The sequence below is a fragment of the Streptomyces sp. NPDC054786 genome (genome assembly GCF_053611685.1).
This window is the reverse complement of the sequence record NZ_JBSHAW010000015.1, coordinates 69,606-88,454: the sequence shown is the minus strand read 5'-3', so window position 1 is coordinate 88,454 and position 18,849 is coordinate 69,606. Positions and strand designations below refer to the sequence as shown.

Below are 18,849 nucleotides of genomic sequence, written 5' to 3'. Positions count from 1 at the left end.
GATGGGGCAGGGGATTGCTTCCTGTCCGCGCCCGACCTCTTTCCGTGCATTCGGCGCAGCACGAGGAGCGCGGCCCGTAGCACGGTGATCTCCTTTGAGGACCGACGCCTGACCGAGGAGAACGCTGTGATCATCAAGAAGCTGCACGAAGCCGGGCTGCGCAGCGAGCACGCCTACTGCGCCGCTCTGGGTTCCATCGGCATCTCTTTCTTGAGCTGGGCCACCTCCGCCAAAATGGAGAAGTCGGCGGACGTGGACCGCGCCGACCGGTGGGGCATCTTCGTCGGCGAATGGGCCCCCACCTTCTTCGGCCTCGGTCTGGCGTTGGCACAGTATGAGAAGGACGGCCTCCTGCACCGGCGCTGACGGCACCGGCCGGAGCCGCTACCACGGGTTTGGGGTACACGCCGGTGCGCGCCTTGGCATCCCGGGCACCGGTCGGCCGACGGGAGCGCCCCTTGGTGCCGGTCTTCCTCCACGGCGGGACCGCCTCCATGTGGCGGCAGTGCCAGTCACGACTGCGACACATCGAAGAACCGCGGTCCGCACGGCCAGGCTGCACTATGCGCTTGCCGAGCGGTCAGACGGCTTCCGTGCCCCAGATGTGGGGCCCGCCCCCGCGCCATTTGATCGCTGGGTCGTTCAGCCGCACTTCCTCGGGGTCCAGACCGGCCCGGCGCAGGAACTCCAGCAGATCCACCACACCGTAGGCGACACCGAGGTCCACGTCAGCGACGCGCACCCAACGGCCGCCGGAGGGACTGGGCGGGTGCACCACGATGAGGGGCAGAGGCTTGGGCATATTCTCAGTCTGCCCAAACGCGGCCGCGGACGCCCTCCACGGACGCCAGCCAGGCGACGCCGTTCACCAGCCAGCAGGCTCGCGCGCGCGACGGCATGAAGTCGGCCGCCGGTTAGCCGACCCGTCCGGGGCGGTGCTTGACCGCGCACAGCCGGACCTCGCCCGGCAGCCGGTCGAGCCCGGCTGAGCGGCGGCCGTGCACCACCGCCTCGTCCGACAGCCGTCGGACGACGGTTTCCGGGTCGGCGCGCGGGGAGAGCGCCAGCACGGCCCGCACCTGCGGTTCGCCACGGCGGCTGGTCGGTCATCAGCACACCCGCCCCGACGCCGTCCAGCGCCTCTGATTCGACCGTGAGGGCAGCCTCCAGCGCCCGGCTGCGCAGCAGAGCGCACTCCTCATCGCCGCCGTCGACGAGGTTCGTGTGCAGCCGGGATTCCTCCGCCGAAACCGGAGCACCCCACAGAGTCGGATGAGAAGAGGCCCTCGGAGAAGAACGATGAGCCACTTCTCGGGCCTGGGCGGGAGGACTTCCGGATCACATGGCAGCGCCCTCAAGGCGAGTTCGTGGATGACCCACAAAAGGCCGTGGGTGCGGCTGATCAATTGGTTGCTGACGTCATGCACGCGCTCACCGTGATCTTTTCGGACCACAAACAGGGGCGCGAAAGGCCGTGGCAGGAGAGAAACCAAGTCGCGACAGAGCAACGGTGCGTCGAAAATCAACTGTACCGTTCGTTCTTCAACCGCTTGCTGAAGACGGGACTACCTTTCCGTGATCCTGGGTGTCCTTCATCGCGGAGGCCCCCGGCCTGGACGCGAGGCCGCGCCGCTCGTAGGAGGGCGTGCTGCTGACGCTGACGGGTGCCAGGGCCGTGTTGTCTCCGCACGCCGGCAGGAGGCTCCGATTGCGGCCGTATATCGCCGGGAGTACGTGACAGGCGCGGGGCTCTCCTTCATGCTGCCCCGGCGGGCGGTTCCGGACCACGTCAGGACCGACTCCGCGTGTGGCGGCAGCAGGAGCTTTCCGCTCGGAGCGGCTGGGCTCCATTCGCTCGACCGTTCGGGGTTCACGGCAATGGCTGGAGGCTAGGTGTACCCCTCGCCGAGTGCCAGCGCGGGAACGAGGACTGCAGCTGCGTCACACTCCTGGCAGGCTCGTGCGCCTGGCCGCATCAGGGCATCCAGAGGCTCCATGGCGCCCAGCTCCATCCCCCCTCCCTCCGCGTCCGGGCACCCCGCGTCGTGGACCAGGGTGCCGCCTCGGCGTACGGGGTCGGGTCGTACGACCCACCCCGACGGCTGGGGTGGGGGAAGCTCGCGAGGCAGCCGGTGGGTCGGGACCGAGGACAGGTCCACACCGTCAATCGGCTGGAGCTGCCCGGCTGTGACCCAGACCCGGTATTCGGCAGCCTCCACGCCGTCCTGCGTTGTCACCCATGACGGCATTCCGATGCGGTACCGCCATGGTGACGACCCCGTCGTCTCCTGCCGCTCGTATAGATGCACCCGCAGGGTCTGCTCGTCGGGCAGGACCAGCAGGTTCGGAGCGGGTGGCGGGCCGTTCACCACTGCCGAACCACTATGGTGCTCCGCTCTCCAATGCCCGGGCCCTGCTGCGCAGTGCGACACGGCCTGCGGTGGAGGCGGAGCGGGTCGACCAGTACGGATGCCAGAAGACCCGGCAGGATAGGTGGAGGAGTCGGCGGCGCAGAACGGTGGTGCCAGCAGTGGGCGGTGCAGCGGCCAGGGTGCGATATGTGCGGTGCCGGGCGCGGGCGGCGTCCAGCAGGTCATCTGGGTAGGCGGCGGACTCCATACCATTAATTCAATCAGATGTTCGAATTGCGTCGCATCCTGCCTGGTGAACGCCAGCCGATGCATCTGTGACTTAGCACTTCATCTGGCGGATGGGCGGTCGAGTTGGCGGGGCTGAGCGCATGAGATGGCGGGCCGCTCTCTCACATGCGCCGGGCCGCCCCGGAAACCGGCTACGATCCGGCTGCGCCGGTGGAGTTTCCGGAGGGGTGGGTGACGGCCCATGCCGCCTCGATCATCCGGAAGGTCTCGTCGAGCGCGGCCTGTGGGTCGGCCGCCTCACGGGCCAGCGAATAGGCGTCGATCACGAATCTGGCGATGGCCCGGCAGGCCGTGGTGGTCCGTGACAGGGCGGGATCGGCGGCCATGGCCGTTGCCAGTGCCTCTGCATGGCGCAGCCTCATGGACTCCTCGTACTCCCGCAGGGCGGGTGATGCGTCGATCATGTGCCAGATCGGGGTGGCGCTGTCCGCCGTGCAATGTCGCACCAGGGCCTGGACCTCGCGGCGCAGTGCAGGGATGAGCGGCTCGTGCGCCCGGTCGGTGACCGCCCGCGTGAGGCGTAGTTCGAAGTCTTCGTCCTGCTCGAACACCAGGGCCTCTTTCGAGGCGAAGTGGGAGAAGACCGTGGTGACGGCCACGTCGGCCTCGGCGGCCACGTCACGGATGCCCACCGCGTCGAAGCCGCGTTCCAGGAAGAGCCGCAGGGCGGTGTCGGCGATCTTCTGGCGCGTCGCGGCTTTCTTGCGCTCACGGCGCCCGTTCGGCACGGTCATGATCTGACACTACCAGATACAAAACCACAACAGATTTGAAACGCTACCCGTTAGTGTTACTGTCTGCCGCATGAGGAAAGTGAGCTTCGCCGAGTTCGGCGGTCCGGACGTGCTGCAACTCGTGGACGCCCAGGAACCCCACGCGGACCCCGGTCAGGTACGTATCGCCGTGCGGGCGGTGGGCGTGAATCCCGTCGACTGGAGGATCCGCGAAGGCCAGATCCTGGGGGCGCATCCGATCGAGTTGCCCTCCGGAGTCGGGCTGGACGCCTCCGGGGTGGTGGACGAGGTCGGCGAGGGCGTAGAGGGGGTCGAGGTCGGCGACCATGTGTTCGGCGAAGGATCAAGCACCTATGCCGAGTTCGCCGTGCTGTCGGCCTGGGCCCGTATGCCCGAGGGGCTGACGTTCGAAGAGGCGGCCGGGTACCCCTCCGTGGTGGAGACGGCGCTGCGCATCGTCCGCGAGGTCGGCGTGCGGTCCGGACAGACACTGCTGGTCAGCGGAGCGTCCGGGGGAGTCGGATCAGCGGTTCTGCAGATCGCCCACGCCCGCGGCATCGTGGTGATCGGCACAGCTGGGGCCGCGAACCAGGGCTATTTGCGCGGCTTGGGTGCCCTCGCCACGACATACGGCGAGGGCTGGGTCGAGCGAGTGCGGCAGCTCGGCCGTGTCGACGCAGCTCTCGACCTGGCCGGCTCGGGTGTGATCCGCGAGCTCGTCGAGCTGACCGGGGATCCACAGAAGGTGATCTCCATCGCCGATCTCGGCGCGCCGGCGCTCGGTGTCCGGTTCTCCGGCGTAGCCGGGAGCGTGCCGGAAGCGCTCGCCGAGGCCGTCGACCTCATCTCGCGGGGAAAGCTCCGTATCCCGATCGAGAAGTCGTACACGCTGGCCGAGGCCGCGGCGGCGCACATCGACAGCCAGGCCGGCCACACTCGCGGGCGCCGGGTCCTGATCATCTGAAAGCCAGCCCTGCCCTGCCCGCCGACTCATGTGCTCAGCCCCGCCAACTCGGCCACGCATCCGCCAGATGAAGGGCTCAGTCACAGCATCGTCTGCGGCCATCCGTACTCGATCTAGTCGAGGCGAGGCCCGGTTCACGCTCTGCGTGACGGCCACGATTCGCGACCGAGGCCCCGGCCGGCCACGAACCGGTCCGGGGCCGGAGGCTGGCGGTCGGGGTGCGATCAGCCGGGATCGGCGGTGCGATGGGGTCATGGCGCAGACCATCGCGAAGCGGACGATCACCTGGGGCCTGGTGAACATCCCCGTGACCGTCCACGCCGCGACTGCCCCGCATTCTGTCCCTCTCCACCAGGTGCACACGCGGTGCGGCGGCGGCCGGATCCGGCTGCGGCGCGTCTGCGAACGGGAGGGGGTGGAGGTCCCTTACGAGGAGGTGGCCCGCGGTTACGATGCCGGCGACGGGCGCGTGGTGGTGCTTTCGGAGGACGACCTCGCCGACCTTCCGCTGCCGGCCTCGCCCCGCGCTATCGAGGTCCTGGCCTTCGTGTCGGCGGACCGCATCGACCCGCTGCTGCTGCACAAGCCCTATTACCTCGGCCTCGGCGACCCCGCCACGGCCAGGCCGTACGCCCTCCTTCGCGATGCCATGGACGACGGCGGCCTGGCCGCCGTCGCCAGGGTCGCTGTGCGCACCCTTCTCTGAACTACGAGTGGTGCCGGGAGGTGTGGTCGCGGGTAAGAGCACTGCGGCAGCGGACGGAGCCTGGGTGGTCTTCGAAGACGAGGCCGGCCACACGATGACGCCGCCGCGCGCCGGGGGTCATGTGCGCCCCATTCCTGAGGTGGCACCACAAGCGAGTTCGTACTGGGCGCCCTGCCCGGTGTCAGGATCCGAAATTTGAAGCACCGAACCGGCATTGGTACGCAAGGAGGCGGAGGGGGAACTGTCGGCCGGATTGCCTCGGACCGGGTGATTTCTCGCCACCTCACCAACATCAAAGGCCAATTGAGCAGTACGTTGGATCGATATCCGCCCGAGATATCCACTGGGCGAGTTGGTCAATGTGGTCAAAGATCGCTTTCAGTGGTGGGGGCGCAGGATGGCGCGCGAGAGAAATGAGCGGCTGGTCGCACTCCTCCTGCAAGCTGACTGGTCACGGGCACAGGCCGCCGCCGCGGCCGCCGAGACGCTGAACGGCGAGGTGCGGGAGAACTCCAGGATCGGACGCTCCCACGTGAGCATGTGGGTGGGAGGCGTCCAACCGTCGGGGATCGCGCCCGCTATCTTGTGCCAGGCGCTGTCCCGTCGATTGAAGCGTGAGATCACGCCACAAGAGATCGGGTTCGCAGCTTCCACCTCGCCAGCGCAGGAGGCGCTGGACTGGCGCGTCGATCCGTTGATAGCGCTGAACGACTTTGGGAGTGGCGTGGACACGGACCGGCGTCGGCTGTTGGCGGGTGGGGTGTACTCCGCGGCGGCCCTGATCCTGCCAGACGAAACGTGGTGGGACGCCATGGCCCAACCGCCGGCCGAGGATCACCCTGCGGGTAAACGCGTCGGCCGCGGAGATGTCGAGACCGTACGGGAGCTGACCCAGGCGTTCTCGCGCATGGATCAGCGGCGCGGCGGCGGCCACAGACCGAGGCGCTCGACTTCCTCCGGGGCCGCTTCGCCAACGACCAGACGCGGCGCGCCATGTTCTCGGCCTCCGCCGAGCTTGCGTACGTGTCCGGCTGGATGGCCTTCGACAACAGCGAGCACACGGTCGCGCTCCAGCGCTTCAACACCGCGGTGAAGCTGGCGGCCCGATCCGGCAACGCCCCCCTGTGCGGGCACATCCTGCGAGCCATGGCACACCAGGCACTAGACATGGGCTTTCGACGCGAAGCCCTCCAGATCGCGCAGGCTTCAGTGCACGGCGAGCGGTACGCGGCCGCCACCCCCCCATTACCTTCTTGGTGGCCCCGCAATGGGGCGCCCGGCCTCCGGAGTTGGCATGACTTTCTCCCCCTGTCGAACGCATCGCCTGGGGGGTGGTGTCACCGGCTCCGGAGGCACTGACAGACCGCTGATTAGGGGCATGACCACCGGCCTCTTCGCAGGTCGGGAGGCTCTTCGTAATGTGGATGTGGCGATCGGTGCCATGGGACGGCCGGGCGGGAACGACCAGAGGACGCACGTGATCGACGTCAGCGAGATCGGTGCCTTCCTCGGCCTGGACGTCGGCAAGGGCGAACACCACGCCACCGCCGTCACCCCGGCCGGGAAGAAGGCCTGCGACAAACGGCTGCCCAACAGCGAACCCAAGCTCCGCGAGGTCTTCGCCAAGCTTCAGGCCAAGCACGGCACCGTGCTCGTGGTCGTCGACCAGCCCGCCTCGATCGGCGCCCTGCCGCTGGCCGTGGCCCGGAACATGAACTGCGAGGTCGCCTATCTGCCGGGCCTGACGATGCGGCGGATCGCCGACCTCTACCCAGGCGAGGCCAAGACCGACGCCCGCGACGCGTTCATCATCGCCGACGCTGCCCGCTCGATGCCGCACACGCTGCGGTCCATCGAGCTCGCCGACGAGACCGTCGCCGAGCTGGAGATGATCGCGGGCTTCGACGACGACCTGGCCGGCGAAGCCACCCGCATCAGCAACAGGCTGCGCGGGCTGCTGACACAGATCCATCCGTCGCTGGAACGGGTACTGGGCCCGCGAGTACAGCACCCAGCCGTGCTCAAGCTGCTCGATCAGTTCGGTTCCCCGGCCCAGATCCGCAAGGCCGGACGGCGGCGGCTGGTTGGCCTCATGCGGCCCAAGGCACCGCGGATAGCCGAGCGGCTGGTCGAGGACATCTTCACCGCGCTGGACGAGCAGACCGTGGTCGTGCCCGGCACGGACGCGGCCGCACTGATCGTCCCCAGCCTCGCCAGTTCGCTCCAGGCGGTGCTTGACCAGCGCAAACTCCTCGCCACCAGGATCGAGAAACTGCTGGAGGCCCACCCTCTTTCCAAGGTCCTGACGTCCATGCCGGGAATCGGCGTCAGGACCGGAGCCAGAATCCTCATCGACGTCGGCGACGGATCCGGCTTCCCGTCCGCCGCCCACCTCGCCGCCTACGCCGGACTCGCACCGGCAACCAGAAGCTCGGGCTCGTCGATCCGAGGCGAACAGCCCTCCCGGCGAGGAAACAAGCAGCTCAAACGAGCCTTCTTCCTCTCCGCGTTCGCCGCCCTGGCCGACCCGGCATCCAGGGCCTACTACGACAAGAAGATCGCCCAGGGAAAACACCACACCCAAGCCCTCCTCTGCCTCGCCAGACGACGAGCCGACGTGCTCTTCGCCATGCTCCGCGACGGCACCCTCTACGACCCCCAACCCGCCCCCACAGGTTGACGAAACCCATAGGGGCACCCCCCCCCGCGAGCGAGCGCTCCTCGGCGTGGTGCACGCGCGAACCCTCGCGGCGAACGGCCGCAACCATGAGGCTGCACAGGCCCTCCTGCGCGCTGAGGACGATCTGTCGAAAGCACACGACGGAATCATGGAGCCGGACCGGACGTTCTTCTTCGGCGAGGCGTCCTTGGCGCACGAGACCGCATGCACCCTGCGGGACCTTGGCGATCATCAGCGGGCGGTCATGGAGTTCCGGCGCTCCGTGCGCACGCGCGGGGCTGCGTTCCGGCGTACGCACGCGGTCACTCTCGGGTACATGGGCGCGACGCAGATCGCCCAGGGCGGTGTCGAGGAGGCGTGCGCGACGTGGACCAGCGTCTTGGATGCGATGGAGGATGGGATCTGATCTACTCCGGCCGGGCCCGGCAGAGGGTCGTCGACATGCGGCACCTGCTGTCGCCCTACCGTAAGCGCGGCATTCCTGCCGTGGGCGTGCTCGATGCCCGCGCGGCCTCGTACCTGGCCCAAGTAGATTGATCACACATGTCGCTGCGATCGAGTCGAAGGGCTGGGGCCATGGCTTTGGAGATCAAGCCGATCGGGGAAGTTGTCGCGGGCAGCACCGAGGTCGCCGATGACTACTGGGGCGGCGTCGAATCAGTGATCCAGCTCGACGAGGACGAGTTCCCCACCGACTCCGTACAGGGCCTTGAGGAGTTTTCCCACCTGGTGGTCGTGTGGCACTTCGATCAGGCGTCACCCGATGATGTCGAGTACTACGCCCGCAGTCCGCGGGGAAACACGCAGTGGCCGGCCACCGGGACGTTCGCTCACCGCAACCACCGGCGCCCCAACCAACTGGCGCAGAGTTTCCCGCGCCTGCTGGAAGTCGACGGCCTCCGACTCCGGGTTACCGACCTGGACGCCGTGGTCGGCACGAAGATCTATGACGTGTCGCCGTTCTTCACCGAGATGGGGCCACGAGGCACGGTCCGCGAGCCCGTCTGGCCCAGCGAGATGCTGGCGGACTACTGGGCAGCCAAGGGCTGAGCCGGCCGCGTGGCAGAACTGGCTGCCTCACAGCGGATCTTCCACCTCTGTCTGTTGCGCCTTGTGGCCGTACATCGGGATCTTGGCGAAGGGATCGTTGGATGACTAGGGGCAATCCGCCCACAGCAGACGAGAAAGAGGGCCAAGAGACTGGAACCCTCCCCCGGACCATGTCAATGTACAACGTCCCCGAAACACCAGGTCAGCGAAGGGGTAGAGCTTAAGCCCGCACACGTCGAACAAAGACCGACAGACAGCTGGGCATGCTCGCATGCGACCCCTTTCGCAGTTCATCGCCTATCCGAGCCCCGACATGAGGAGTTCAACTATCCCGCACTTCGTTCCTGGCGCCTGACTGCCCCCAACCCTTGGCGCCCGCGACCCTGAACCACGCACGAGCGAAAGGGCTACTGCGCCCTCCACGGCACTGTGTCTCTGTATCTGAGCGGCCGGACTGTTCGGCGAGGACCCGGTGCAGTGCTGCTGCCCGTGCTCGAGAGGTCCACGCGCACTTCACGGTCCGCCCCGGAGCCGCAACGCGACACGTGGCCCGAGCCGTTGGAGCTTCCGAACGCGTTGTGACCTCGACCCACTCACCGACCACGGGCCGCTGGTGTTCGGACGGCGCGACTTCCGCTCACCAGCCCTACCGGCTAGCCCCCTGAACTCCGTCCGCGAGCAGCGGCCAGTGAATGTCCCGGTGCAGGCCCGCAACATAGACCACGTTCGCCGGTTAGCCAAACCGGCGAACGTGACGACCATTGAGGGTGTTCGCATTCGCCTGCACTTGGCGGTGGAGCTGTGGCGGATGCAGGTGACGGTGCCGCAAAGACGCAGGGAGGTAATGCGCGGCTCTCGGCGACTGCTGCCCTGAAAGAAGCGCGTGTTTGCTGAAAGGCGGCGATGTCTCGCCGAACCGGCGGGGAACTCTGCGTTGTTGATTCCGCTCTGTCGCCCCGCGCGCTCTCCGCAAGGAACCCCAGCTCATGTGCCGATCCGCAATTTCCCCTGCCCTAGTTCGCCCAGGAGTGCCCTTTGGTGAATTTGTCGAAAGAGCCTCAGAGGGGCGGTTGCTCCGCCCACTGAAGCATGTGCACGTGCGCGGAGTTGAATCCGGTATTCCGCTAGGAGTCGCCTGGGTGGAACTAAATTCAGTTTGGCTGATTGATTCTGTAGAGGTGGATGCGCGGGTGGCGCCTTGACCGCCGGGGGGAGTAATCGGCTGCTGACCCCGGAAGAGGTGGCGTCCTGGCTCAAGGTCAGCGAGATCACCGTCAAAAACAAGTACCGGTCATGGGGGCTCAAGGCTCAGAAGGTAGGCCGCCTTCTGCGATTCCGTGAGCGCGACATCGTCGCCTACCTCGAGGAAAACTACGGGTAACGGCTGATCAGCCATGCCTCGGCAAGGAAAACTGCAAGGAGTGTAATGGCAACCATTTTCCAAAAATGCAGGATCAAGGGTGACCCTTGTGGGCGGTCAAGGTGTGGTCACCCCTGGACCGTCCGCTACCGGGAGCCGGGCGGGAGATCTGGGAGTCAGCGTGAGAAGACTTTTCCTACCAAGAGGGAGGCACGGGACTATGGCATCAAGGCCGAAAACGATAAGAGGGAGGGAAGCTATCTGGATCCCAATGCAGGAAAGATCTTGGTGAGGGATTATTCCCGCGAGTGGCTGTCACGGCGCGCGATTAAAGAGACGACGCGGAGGAATTATAGAAACTTCTTCGAGAATCATTTGATCCCTAGGCTGGGTTCGAAGATGCTATTTAATGTCATATCGTCAGACATCGAGAAAATGTGTCACGCGATGTGTGAATCTGGTCTATCCCGCCGCACGGTCTATCAGTCGAATATGGTGCCCTTGCGTTCGCTCTTTAGGTCAGCGGTTGCGGAGAAGCGTATTTCTGAGTCCCCGGTTGCTCTGGCTTCCCTGCCCAGGGTGAAGACAAAGCGGGTGGACGAGAAGTCACTTCCCAATGGTGAGGCGGTCGGCGAGCTAGCCAGTGCCATGAGGGACGACTGGGCCGTCTCTGTGTGGCTCATGGCGGGTTGCGGTCTGCGGATCGGGGAAGTGCTGGCTCTGCGCGACACGGACCTAGCGGATGGCACGATGCGGCTACGGCGTCAGTTCGTGCGAGTGAAGCGTGACGGCGTGTGGAAAGCGGAACTCTCTCCCCTCAAGGCTCGGGAGGAAGGTGAGTGGCGAGACGTTCCGATTCCGTCATTCGTGGAGCGCGCTCTGCGGCTTCACCTGCACGACCACGGAGTGGGCGAGGATAGATATCTACTCCATGCTCATCACGGCGGCCATGTTCTGGATTCGAATTACCGGACCGAGTTCAGGCGTGCGGTTATCAAAGCTGGATTCGCAGATGAGCCATGGACAGCGCATACACTGCGACACTTCTTCGCCAGCAGCGCCATCGCCGGCGGATTGTCATTGCTTGAGGTCTCTCGCTGGCTGGGGCACGCCAGCATTCAGATCACTGCTGACATCTACGGTCACTTGACTCCAGACGCGGGTGCGAGAATGAGGTCCGTGAGGGACGGGGGGCTTGCCGCAGCCAAGGCCGACCGTGCTGACCCGAAGCCTATGGAGGGGACGAACATGCAGGTCGGAGCTGTTTCGTGAGAATTCTGCACACCTCCGACTGGCATTTGGGACGGTCCTTCCACCGGGTGAGCCTGCTCTCCGCCCAGCGCGCGTTCCTGGATCATCTCGTGGAGACGGTGCGCGACCGGGACATCGATGTGGTGCTGGTGGCCGGCGATGTCTACGACCGTGCGGTGCCGCCGCTGGCCGCCGTCGAGCTCTTCGACGATGCCCTGCACCGGCTCGCCGCCCTCGGGGTCCCGACCGTGATGATCTCCGGCAACCATGACTCCGCCCGCCGGCTGGGTGTCGGCTCCGGGCTGATGGAGCAGGCCGGAATCCATCTGCGGACCGACCCGGCCGGCTGTGGCACCCCCGTGCTGCTCTCCGACGCCCACGGCCCGGTGGCGCTCTACGGACTGCCGTATCTCGAACCCGCCATGGTGCGCGACGCCCTCGGTGCCCGGCGGGCCGACCACGCGGAGGTGCTGGGCGCGGCGATGGACCGGGTGCGGGCCGACCTCGCCGGCCGGCCCGCGGGAACCCGCTCCGTGGTGCTTGCGCATGCCTTTGTCACCGGCGGTGCGGTCAGTGACAGCGAGCGCGATATCACCGTCGGCGGGGTCGCCTCCGTTCCCGCGGCCGTGTTCGACGGGGTGGACTACGTCGCCCTCGGGCACCTGCACGGCTGTCAGACCCTCACCGAGCGGGTCCGCTACTCCGGATCGCCGCTCGCCTACTCCTTCTCCGAGGCCGGTCACCGCAAGTCGTCCTGGGTCGTCGATCTCGACGCGGACGGCGCCGTGCACGCGGAGCGGGTGGACTGCCCGGTGCCGCGGCCGCTGGCCCGTGTCCGGGGACCGTTGGAGGAGTTGCTGGAGGACCCGGAGCAGGTCCGGCACGAGGAGTCCTGGGTCGAGGCGACGCTCACCGACACCGTCCGTCCGCACGAGCCCATGGCCCGGCTCGCCCGGCGCTTCCCGCACATCGTCAGCCTCGTCTTCGATCCCGACGACGGGCCCACCCGCTCGCTGGCGTCGTACGCGCAGCGGTTGCGTGGGCGCAGCGACCAGGAGATCGCCGAGGACTTCGTGGAGCACGTACGGTCCGGCCGGGTGGCCGATGAGCAGGAGCGGACCGAACTGCGTTCGGCGATCGACGAGGTGCGCGTCGACGACATGGCGGCCGAGGTGGCGCGTTGAGGCTGCACCGGCTCTCCGTCACCGCCTTCGGACCCTTCGGCGGCACCCAGACCATCGACTTCGACCTGCTGTCGCGGGACGGTCTGTTCCTGCTGCACGGCCCGACCGGCGCGGGCAAGACCTCGGTCCTGGATGCGGTGTGCTTTGCGCTGTACGGGTCGGTGCCCGGGGCGCGGCAGAGCGGCCAGGCCCTGCGCAGCGATCTGGCCGACCCGCTGACCCTCACCGAGGTCGTCCTCGAACTGACCGTGGCGGAACGGCGGTTGGAGATCACTCGGCTGCCCGAGCAGCCACGGCCCAAGAAGCGGGGCAGCGGCACGACGAAGGAGAAGGCGCAGAGCAGGCTGCGGGAATTCGTGCCGGCGGGGGCGGACGCCGGGGGAGCGGCGGACGGCGACGGGCCGGCGGACGGTTCGGGTGGTCACTGGAAGGCCTTGAGCCGCTCGCACCAGGAGATCGGCGAGGAGATCGGCCAGCTGCTCGGGATGAGCAAGGAGCAGTTCTGCCAGGTGGTGCTGCTGCCGCAGGGCGACTTCGCGCGCTTTCTGCGGGCCGACGCGGAGGCCCGCTCCCGGCTGCTGGGGCGGCTCTTCGACACTCGGCGGTTCGCGGCCCTCGAAGAGCAGTTGAATGCCCGCCGCAAGGCCGCCGCTGACACGGTCATGGCAGGCGACGAACGGCTGCTGGCGCTGGCGCACCGGATGGCGCAGGCGGCCGGTGAGAGCGCCGATCTCGCCGATCCGTCGGTTCCGGCGCCGGACCGGGCCGCACCGGGCGCACCGGCGCGCGGACGCGGTGCCGCGGCGGCCGGCGGGCGGGGCCGGGCGTCGGCGACGGCCACGGCGAGGGCGACCGTGCCGGGGCAGGCCGGGCCTGTGGAGGGCGGCGGACGGGGCGGACCGGCCCGTACCGCGGCCGGGGAAGACCCAGCCGCACCGGGCCCCGGCGAGCCGGGGTTCGCGGAAGCGGTGCTGGTCAGGGCGGCCGTCGCCCGGGTGAGCGCACGGGAACGGCTGGCGGTCGCACATGGTGCGGTGCACGCCGCCGAGGCCGCGGAGCACCAGGCGGCCCGGCGGTGGGAAGAGGCCCGTGAGCGCGACCGGCTCCAGCAGCGGTACGCGGACGCCCGGCGACGGGCCGCCCGGCTCGATGCCCGTGCCGAGGAGCGGGAGCGCACCCGTGCCAGGCTGGAGCGGGCCCGTGCGGCCGCGGAGGTCGCGCCCGCGCTCGCCCTGCGCGATGCCGCCTGGCACGAGCTGGACGCCGCACAGCGCGCCGAGCGGCAGGCCAGAAGCCCGCTGCCGTCTGCTCTCGCCGATGCCGAGGGTGATCAACTCACCTCGGTGGAACGGCAGTTGAGGGAGGATCTGGGCTCCCTCGGGGCGGCCCGGCGGGCCGAGCGGCGTGCCGCTGACATCAGCCGGGAGCGGTCCGGCCTCGACCGTGAGGCGCGCGCCGACGAGCAGACGCTGCTGGACGCCGCCGAGTGGCTCGCCGCATGGGGCGAGGCCCAGCACGCCCACCAGCAGCGCATCGAAACGGCGCAGGAGGCCGCCACCCGGGCCGAACAGCTCGGCGCCCGGATCGAACCGGCCGCCGAACGGTGGGAGGCGGCCCGTCGCCGTGACCGGCTCGATGCCGACGTGCGGTCCGCGCAAGGGGAGCTGCTCGCCGCCAGGGAGCGGTCAGCGGCGGCCCGCGAGCACTGGCTCGATCTCAAGGACCGCAGGCTGCGCGGGATCGCCGCCGAGCTCGCGGACGGACTGCGCGACGGTCAGGCGTGCGCGGTGTGCGGTGCGACCGAGCACCCCGAACCGGCCAGGCCCGGAGCGGGACATGTCGACCGGACGGCCGAGGAGGCCGCACTGGAGGCTCACCGCCGGGCCGAGGAGGCCCGGCAGCAGACAGAGGCGCACTGCCAGTCGGCCAAGGAGGCGCTGGCCGCCGCGGCCGCCACGGCGGGGGACACCCCGGCCGGTGAACTCGCCGCCCAGGTCGAGGAGTTGCGCGCCGACTTCGCCCGCGCCCATGCGCTCGGCGCCGACCTCCATGCCGCCCGCGAGGCGCTCGGACGCGCCGAGCGGGAGTACGAACGGCGCCGGGCCGAGCAACAGCAGGCCGAGCGCCGGGCCGCTGCCCGTACCTCCCACCGTGAGGCGCTGGACCGCGAACGGGCCGCCCTGGAAGAGGAGCTGACCCGGGCGCGGGGCGACTGCCCGAGCGTGGCCGACCGGGCCGCGCGGCTGGAGCGGCAGGTCGCCCTGCTCGGCGCGGCGGCGGAGGCGGCCCGTACGGCCGGCGCCTGCGCCCAGCGGCTCAAGGACGCCGACGCCGGGCTGTCCGACGCCGCCTACCGCGCCGGCTTCGACACCCCGCAGGCCGCGGCGGAGGCCCTGCTGCGGGACGACGAATGGCGGGTGCTGCAGCAGCGGCTCGACGACTGGCAGGCCGAATCCGCCGCTGTGGAGGCGGAGTTGGTTGATCCGGAGACCGCCGCCGCGGCGGCGCTGCCGCCCGCGGACCCGGCCGCCGCACAGACCGCGCACCAGACCGCGGCAGCGCGGCTGCGTACCGCCTCCGCCACCCACGCCGCGGCCCGGGACCGCTGCACCGAACTCGACCGGCTCTCCGCCGACGCCGACGACGACGCCCGCGCGCTGGCCCCGCTGCGCGCCGCCCACGACCGCGTCGCCCGCCTCGCCGCACTCGCCTCCGGTACGTCCACGGAGAACGAGCGGCGGATGCGCCTGGAGTCGTATGTGCTCGCCGCCCGGCTCGAACAGGTCGCGGCCGCCGCCACGGCCCGGCTGCACCGGATGTCCGCCGGCCGCTACACCCTCGTCCACTCCGACGAACGGGCCGGCGGCGCCCGGCGCTCCGGCCTCGGCCTGCATGTGATCGACGCCTGGACCGGGCGCGAACGGGACACCTCCAGCCTGTCCGGCGGCGAGACCTTCTTCGCCTCGCTCGCGCTGGCGCTCGGCCTCGCCGACGTCGTCACCGACGAGGCGGGCGGCACCCGGCTGGACACCCTCTTCATCGACGAGGGGTTCGGCAGCCTGGACGAACAGACCCTGGACGAGGTGCTGGACGTCCTGGACTCACTGCGCGAACGCGACCGCAGCGTGGGCATCGTCAGCCATGTCGCCGATCTCAAGGCACGGATCCCCGCCCAGCTGGAAGTCGTCAAGGACCGTTCGGGATCCACGGTCCGGCACCGCGTACGGGGCTGAGTCCGCCGCGCGGGGCGTCACGAGCCGCCGGTCACCGGCTGACGGGACGGCGGGCCAGCGGCGAGGAGTAGACGACGCTGGTGGTCACCGCGCCCAGTGCGCCGATCCGGCCGGACAGCTCCTCCAGATGCTTCATCGACCCGGCGGCGACCTTGATGACGAAGCAGTCGTCGCCCGTGACGTGGTGCGCCTCCAGAATCTCCGGCGTCGTCTCCAGCAGCTCGTGGAACGGCTTGTAGTTGCCGTTCGGGTAGCGCAGCCGAACGAAGGCCAGCACCGGCAGCCCGATGCGCTCCGGGTCGATCACCGCCGCATAGCCCGAGATCACCCCGGCTTCCTCCAGCCGGCGGACCCGTTCGGTGACCGCGCTGGCGGACATGTTCACGGCGCGGGCCAGCTCGGCGTAGCCCGCGCGGCCGTTGTGCTGCAGGACATCGAGGATGCGCCAGTCGGTGGCGTCGGGGGAATAACCGGTCATCCGCGCTGTCTAGCAGTGGAATCACCGGCAGATCAAGGGTTACGCCGGTGATCATCACTTCTCGGGCCGGGGGGCGGACCGTAAATTGGCGGTCATGCTCCCACAGACGCCGCGGCCCGCCGCCACCAGCCCCGCTACCGTCCCTGCCGGCGGGAGCACGCCGCCCGGAAAACCGGATGACACCGCTACCGGGCGCCCATGACCCTGCTGTGTCATGACCTACGACGACAGCCGTCCCGCCGAAGGCTCCCGCCGCGCCACGGACGCCGATGTTCCGCGCCGCGACCCGCTGCCGCTCCTCGGCCGTACCGCCCTGGTCACCGGGGCGAGCCGACGCCGCGGTATCGGCTACGCCGTCGCCCGGCGGCTGGCCGCATACGGCGCCGGCGTCTATCTGCACCACCATGTCCCGCACGACGCCCGGCAGCCCTGGGGAGCGGACCCGGGCGGCCCGGACGCGGTTGTCGCCGGAGTACGTGAACTCGCCGTCCCGGGAGCGGTGGTGGCCCAGGGCCCCGCGGATCTGGCCCAACCGGACGCCCCCGCCTGGCTCCTCGACACCGCGGCCGAGGCGCTCGGCGGCAGGCTGGACATCCTCGTCGCCAATCACGCCCTCAGCGGCAGTGACGGTCCCCTCGACACCCTCGACGCGGCGATGCTCGACGCGCATTGGGCGGTCAACACCCGCTCGGTGATCCTCCTCGCACAGGCCTATGCGCGCCGGCGCCCACAAGGGCTGCCGGGCGGCCGGATCGTGCTGATGACCTCCGGACAGGACCTGGGCGACGGCATGCCGGACGAGATCGCCTACGGCCTGGCCAAGGGGGCGCTGGCCTCGGCGACCCGCAGCCTCGCCACCACCTTCGCCGACCTCGGGGTGACCGTGAACACCGTCAACCCGGGCCCGGTGGACACCGGTTACGCGGTCGGTGCGCTGCGCGAACAGGTCGCCGGGCGCTTCCCCGGCGGGCAGTGGGGCACGCCCGACGACCCGGCCCGGCTGATCGCCTGGCTCGCGACCGACGAGGCGGGCTGGATCACCGGCGAGGTGATCAACTCCGAGGGCGGCTTCCGGCGCTGACCCCGACCGGGGCCGCGGCCCCGTCGATCTCGTAGGCCCGCAGCCCCTCGCGCTCCCCGACGAACCGGAAGCCCGCCCGTTCCAGCACACGCTGGGACGACACGTTCTCCGGCTCCGTCAGGGCGCACACCGTCCGTACGTCGGGGCGGGCGGCCGCCCAGCCGGCCAGCAGCCGCGTCGCGTCGGTCGCCCATCCGGCGCCGCGGGCGGACGGGGAGAGGTCGTAGCCGAGCTCCACAAAGCCGTCGGAATCCGGCGGGCCGTGAAAGCCGATGCTGCCGAGCGCCGTCCCGTTGGCCGCGTCGGTCAGGACGAAGACGCCCCAGCCGGGCCGGTAGTTGCCGGCCGTGGCGGCGCGTACGGCGATACCGGCGCCGCCCGAGGTGGTCTCGGGCGGTGTGCCGTCGATCCAGTCGAACCCCGCGGACTCGCCGTCCGCGACCCGCGCGGCGGTGGCCGGCAGCAGCGCGCGCAGCGCCACCCGGCCGGCCGTGAGCGCCAGCGGGTAGCCGGCGCCCGCGGTGACCAGCGCCTCGAACAGCGGCCGGTGGTCCACACCCGCGGGCAGACCGCTGACCTGGCCGTCGCCGACCTCCACCACCCGCCACACGCCGTCGGTGCGCAGCGCCAGATCCGTGGTGACGAAGCGCAGGCCCAACGCCCGTACCGCAGGCGCCACCTGGGTGAGGTCGGGGACGGGGCGCAGCTCCGGGGTGTCGGGGTGCGGGCCGGTCAGCACCGGCTCGCCGTCGACCCACCACACCCGCGCCTCACCCACCGCATCGAAGGACTCGAAGGCGCGCAGCACCACGCCCCCGGTCAAGAACTCCTCCTGCAGGGCGACGAAGCGGCCGACGACCGCGGCCAGCCGCTCGGTGTCGTGCGCGTCCGGGACATGGGCGGCCTCGTCCCATTCGTGCTTACGGGACTTGACCCAGTCCTTGACGACGAGCGGACGGGGCCGGCCCGGCGCGCCGAACGCTTCGGCAAGCCCCGCCAGCGCCGCCCGTTCCGGGGCCCGGCCGGGTGCGCAGGGGAGCCAGACGCTGTGCGGGGTGAGCGCGCGGAAGGTGTCGTACCAGCCCGGCAGCTCATGGGCGGAGCGGTATGCGGCGGGGGAGGTCAGCAGACGGCAGCCGCGGGTGGTGAGCACAGCGGACAGCTCGGCATAGCGGCCCGCGGGCAGCATCCAGCCGCGGTACCAGACCGGTCCGGCGTCGCGCGGCACCCGTGCCACCGCGGCTTCGGCGTCCCCGGCGGTCAGTGCCTCGTGGTCGAGCACCGCGGTCGCCGCGCCGGCCGACTGCGCCGCGGTGGCCTCGGCCGCGAAGTGCGGATCGGTGCGCCGGGGACGCAGCGGGTCGCCGGGGAGCAGAAGGAGCGGCCGGTCCGCCGCGAGATCCACTGTCATGTCAGCGGACCCTACGGACGGCGGCGGCCGGCCACAACACCGTGCGAAGTGGCCGGC

17 protein-coding genes are annotated in these 18,849 nt (G+C 69.7%); 11 read left to right on the top strand and 6 right to left on the bottom strand.

Features of this window, described 5'->3' with window-relative positions:
* Positions 1–126 precede the first annotated feature (126 nt).
* Positions 127–366: a hypothetical protein gene (locus tag ACWGI6_RS14960; RefSeq protein ID WP_453267885.1), complete on the top strand. Its 240-nt coding sequence runs from the start codon at positions 127–129 to the stop codon at positions 364–366.
* 214 nt (positions 367–580) lie between these two features.
* Here the strand turns inward: ACWGI6_RS14960 and ACWGI6_RS14955 are convergent, their stop codons facing one another.
* The 4 genes from ACWGI6_RS14955 to ACWGI6_RS14940 all read right to left on the bottom strand — a co-directional run bounded on the left by ACWGI6_RS14955 (position 581) and on the right by ACWGI6_RS14940 (position 3,394).
* Positions 581–802: a hypothetical protein gene (locus ACWGI6_RS14955; RefSeq protein ID WP_453267884.1), complete on the bottom strand. Its 222-nt coding sequence runs from the start codon at positions 800–802 to the stop codon at positions 581–583.
* A gap of 112 nt (positions 803–914) precedes the next feature.
* A complete protein-coding gene (locus ACWGI6_RS14950) occupies positions 915–1,070 on the bottom strand; it encodes a hypothetical protein (RefSeq protein ID WP_453267883.1) in 156 nt (51 codons plus the stop codon).
* Between the two features lie 819 nt (positions 1,071–1,889).
* Entirely contained in the window at positions 1,890–2,249 is a 360-nt protein-coding gene (locus ACWGI6_RS14945) for a DUF6233 domain-containing protein (RefSeq protein ID WP_453267882.1), read from the bottom strand.
* A 542-nt stretch (positions 2,250–2,791) separates the two neighbouring features.
* Complete coding sequence (locus tag ACWGI6_RS14940; RefSeq protein ID WP_453267881.1) at positions 2,792–3,394, bottom strand: TetR/AcrR family transcriptional regulator; 603 nt, start codon at positions 3,392–3,394, stop codon at positions 2,792–2,794.
* A 70-nt stretch (positions 3,395–3,464) separates the two neighbouring features.
* Here ACWGI6_RS14940 and ACWGI6_RS14935 point away from each other — a divergent pair, with 70 nt between their 5' ends.
* The 9 genes from ACWGI6_RS14935 to ACWGI6_RS14895 all read left to right on the top strand — a co-directional run bounded on the left by ACWGI6_RS14935 (position 3,465) and on the right by ACWGI6_RS14895 (position 15,822).
* Entirely contained in the window at positions 3,465–4,358 is an 894-nt protein-coding gene (locus ACWGI6_RS14935) for an NADP-dependent oxidoreductase (protein WP_453267880.1), read from the top strand.
* A 253-nt stretch (positions 4,359–4,611) separates the two neighbouring features.
* A complete protein-coding gene (locus ACWGI6_RS14930) occupies positions 4,612–5,064 on the top strand; it encodes a Ku protein (RefSeq protein WP_453267879.1) in 453 nt (150 codons plus the stop codon).
* 1,441 nt (positions 5,065–6,505) lie between these two features.
* On the top strand, positions 6,506–7,744 hold the full coding sequence (locus ACWGI6_RS14925) for an IS110 family transposase (RefSeq protein WP_453267955.1): 1,239 nt from the start codon (positions 6,506–6,508) through the stop codon (positions 7,742–7,744).
* A 46-nt stretch (positions 7,745–7,790) separates the two neighbouring features.
* Entirely contained in the window at positions 7,791–8,150 is a 360-nt protein-coding gene (locus ACWGI6_RS14920; RefSeq protein ID WP_453267878.1) for a hypothetical protein, read from the top strand.
* Between the two features lie 170 nt (positions 8,151–8,320).
* Positions 8,321–8,794 carry a TrmO family methyltransferase domain-containing protein gene (locus ACWGI6_RS14915; protein ID WP_453267877.1) on the top strand — a complete coding sequence of 158 codons (474 nt, stop codon included), beginning with the start codon at positions 8,321–8,323 and terminating at the stop codon, positions 8,792–8,794.
* A gap of 1,198 nt (positions 8,795–9,992) precedes the next feature.
* Positions 9,993–10,175, top strand: coding sequence for a helix-turn-helix domain-containing protein (locus ACWGI6_RS14910; protein ID WP_453267876.1), 183 nt, complete (start codon positions 9,993–9,995; stop codon positions 10,173–10,175).
* 45 nt (positions 10,176–10,220) lie between these two features.
* Positions 10,221–11,426, top strand: coding sequence for a tyrosine-type recombinase/integrase (locus tag ACWGI6_RS14905; protein WP_453267875.1), 1,206 nt, complete (start codon positions 10,221–10,223; stop codon positions 11,424–11,426).
* On the top strand, positions 11,423–12,589 hold the full coding sequence (locus tag ACWGI6_RS14900) for an exonuclease SbcCD subunit D (RefSeq protein ID WP_453267874.1): 1,167 nt from the start codon (positions 11,423–11,425) through the stop codon (positions 12,587–12,589). The genes ACWGI6_RS14905 and ACWGI6_RS14900 overlap by 4 nt, the downstream gene beginning before the upstream one ends.
* Positions 12,586–15,822: an AAA family ATPase gene (locus ACWGI6_RS14895; protein ID WP_453267873.1), complete on the top strand. Its 3,237-nt coding sequence runs from the start codon at positions 12,586–12,588 to the stop codon at positions 15,820–15,822. Before ACWGI6_RS14900 ends, ACWGI6_RS14895 begins: the two co-directional genes overlap by 4 nt.
* 31 nt (positions 15,823–15,853) lie before the next feature.
* Here the strand turns inward: ACWGI6_RS14895 and ACWGI6_RS14890 are convergent, their stop codons facing one another.
* Positions 15,854–16,300 carry an Lrp/AsnC family transcriptional regulator gene (locus ACWGI6_RS14890; RefSeq protein WP_453267872.1) on the bottom strand — a complete coding sequence of 149 codons (447 nt, stop codon included), beginning with the start codon at positions 16,298–16,300 and terminating at the stop codon, positions 15,854–15,856.
* Positions 16,301–16,514: 214 nt separating this feature from the next.
* Between ACWGI6_RS14890 and ACWGI6_RS14885 the strand changes: the two genes are divergently transcribed.
* Positions 16,515–17,381: an SDR family oxidoreductase gene (locus tag ACWGI6_RS14885; protein ID WP_453267871.1), complete on the top strand. Its 867-nt coding sequence runs from the start codon at positions 16,515–16,517 to the stop codon at positions 17,379–17,381.
* Here the strand turns inward: ACWGI6_RS14885 and ACWGI6_RS14880 are convergent.
* Positions 17,353–18,792, bottom strand: a complete 1,440-nt coding sequence (locus ACWGI6_RS14880) for a GNAT family N-acetyltransferase (RefSeq protein ID WP_453267870.1) — start codon at positions 18,790–18,792, stop codon at positions 17,353–17,355. The genes ACWGI6_RS14885 and ACWGI6_RS14880 overlap by 29 nt on opposite strands.
* Positions 18,793–18,849: the final 57 nt, after the last annotated feature.

Coding starts and splice junctions, on each gene's coding strand:
- ACWGI6_RS14955 (WP_453267884.1), bottom strand. CDS start 802: ATGCCCAAGCCTCTGCCCCTCATCGTGGTGCACCCGCCCAGTCCCTCC.
- ACWGI6_RS14945 (WP_453267882.1), bottom strand. CDS start 2,249: ATGCCGTCATGGGTGACAACGCAGGACGGCGTGGAGGCTGCCGAATAC.
- ACWGI6_RS14940 (WP_453267881.1), bottom strand. CDS start 3,394: ATGACCGTGCCGAACGGGCGCCGTGAGCGCAAGAAAGCCGCGACGCGC.
- ACWGI6_RS14935 (WP_453267880.1), top strand. CDS start 3,465: ATGAGGAAAGTGAGCTTCGCCGAGTTCGGCGGTCCGGACGTGCTGCAA.
- ACWGI6_RS14930 (WP_453267879.1), top strand. CDS start 4,612: ATGGCGCAGACCATCGCGAAGCGGACGATCACCTGGGGCCTGGTGAAC.
- ACWGI6_RS14925 (WP_453267955.1), top strand. CDS start 6,506: ATGGGACGGCCGGGCGGGAACGACCAGAGGACGCACGTGATCGACGTC.
- ACWGI6_RS14915 (WP_453267877.1), top strand. CDS start 8,321: ATGGCTTTGGAGATCAAGCCGATCGGGGAAGTTGTCGCGGGCAGCACC.
- ACWGI6_RS14905 (WP_453267875.1), top strand. CDS start 10,221: ATGGCAACCATTTTCCAAAAATGCAGGATCAAGGGTGACCCTTGTGGG.
- ACWGI6_RS14890 (WP_453267872.1), bottom strand. CDS start 16,300: ATGACCGGTTATTCCCCCGACGCCACCGACTGGCGCATCCTCGATGTC.
- ACWGI6_RS14885 (WP_453267871.1), top strand. CDS start 16,515: ATGACCTACGACGACAGCCGTCCCGCCGAAGGCTCCCGCCGCGCCACG.
- ACWGI6_RS14880 (WP_453267870.1), bottom strand. CDS start 18,792: ATGACAGTGGATCTCGCGGCGGACCGGCCGCTCCTTCTGCTCCCCGGC.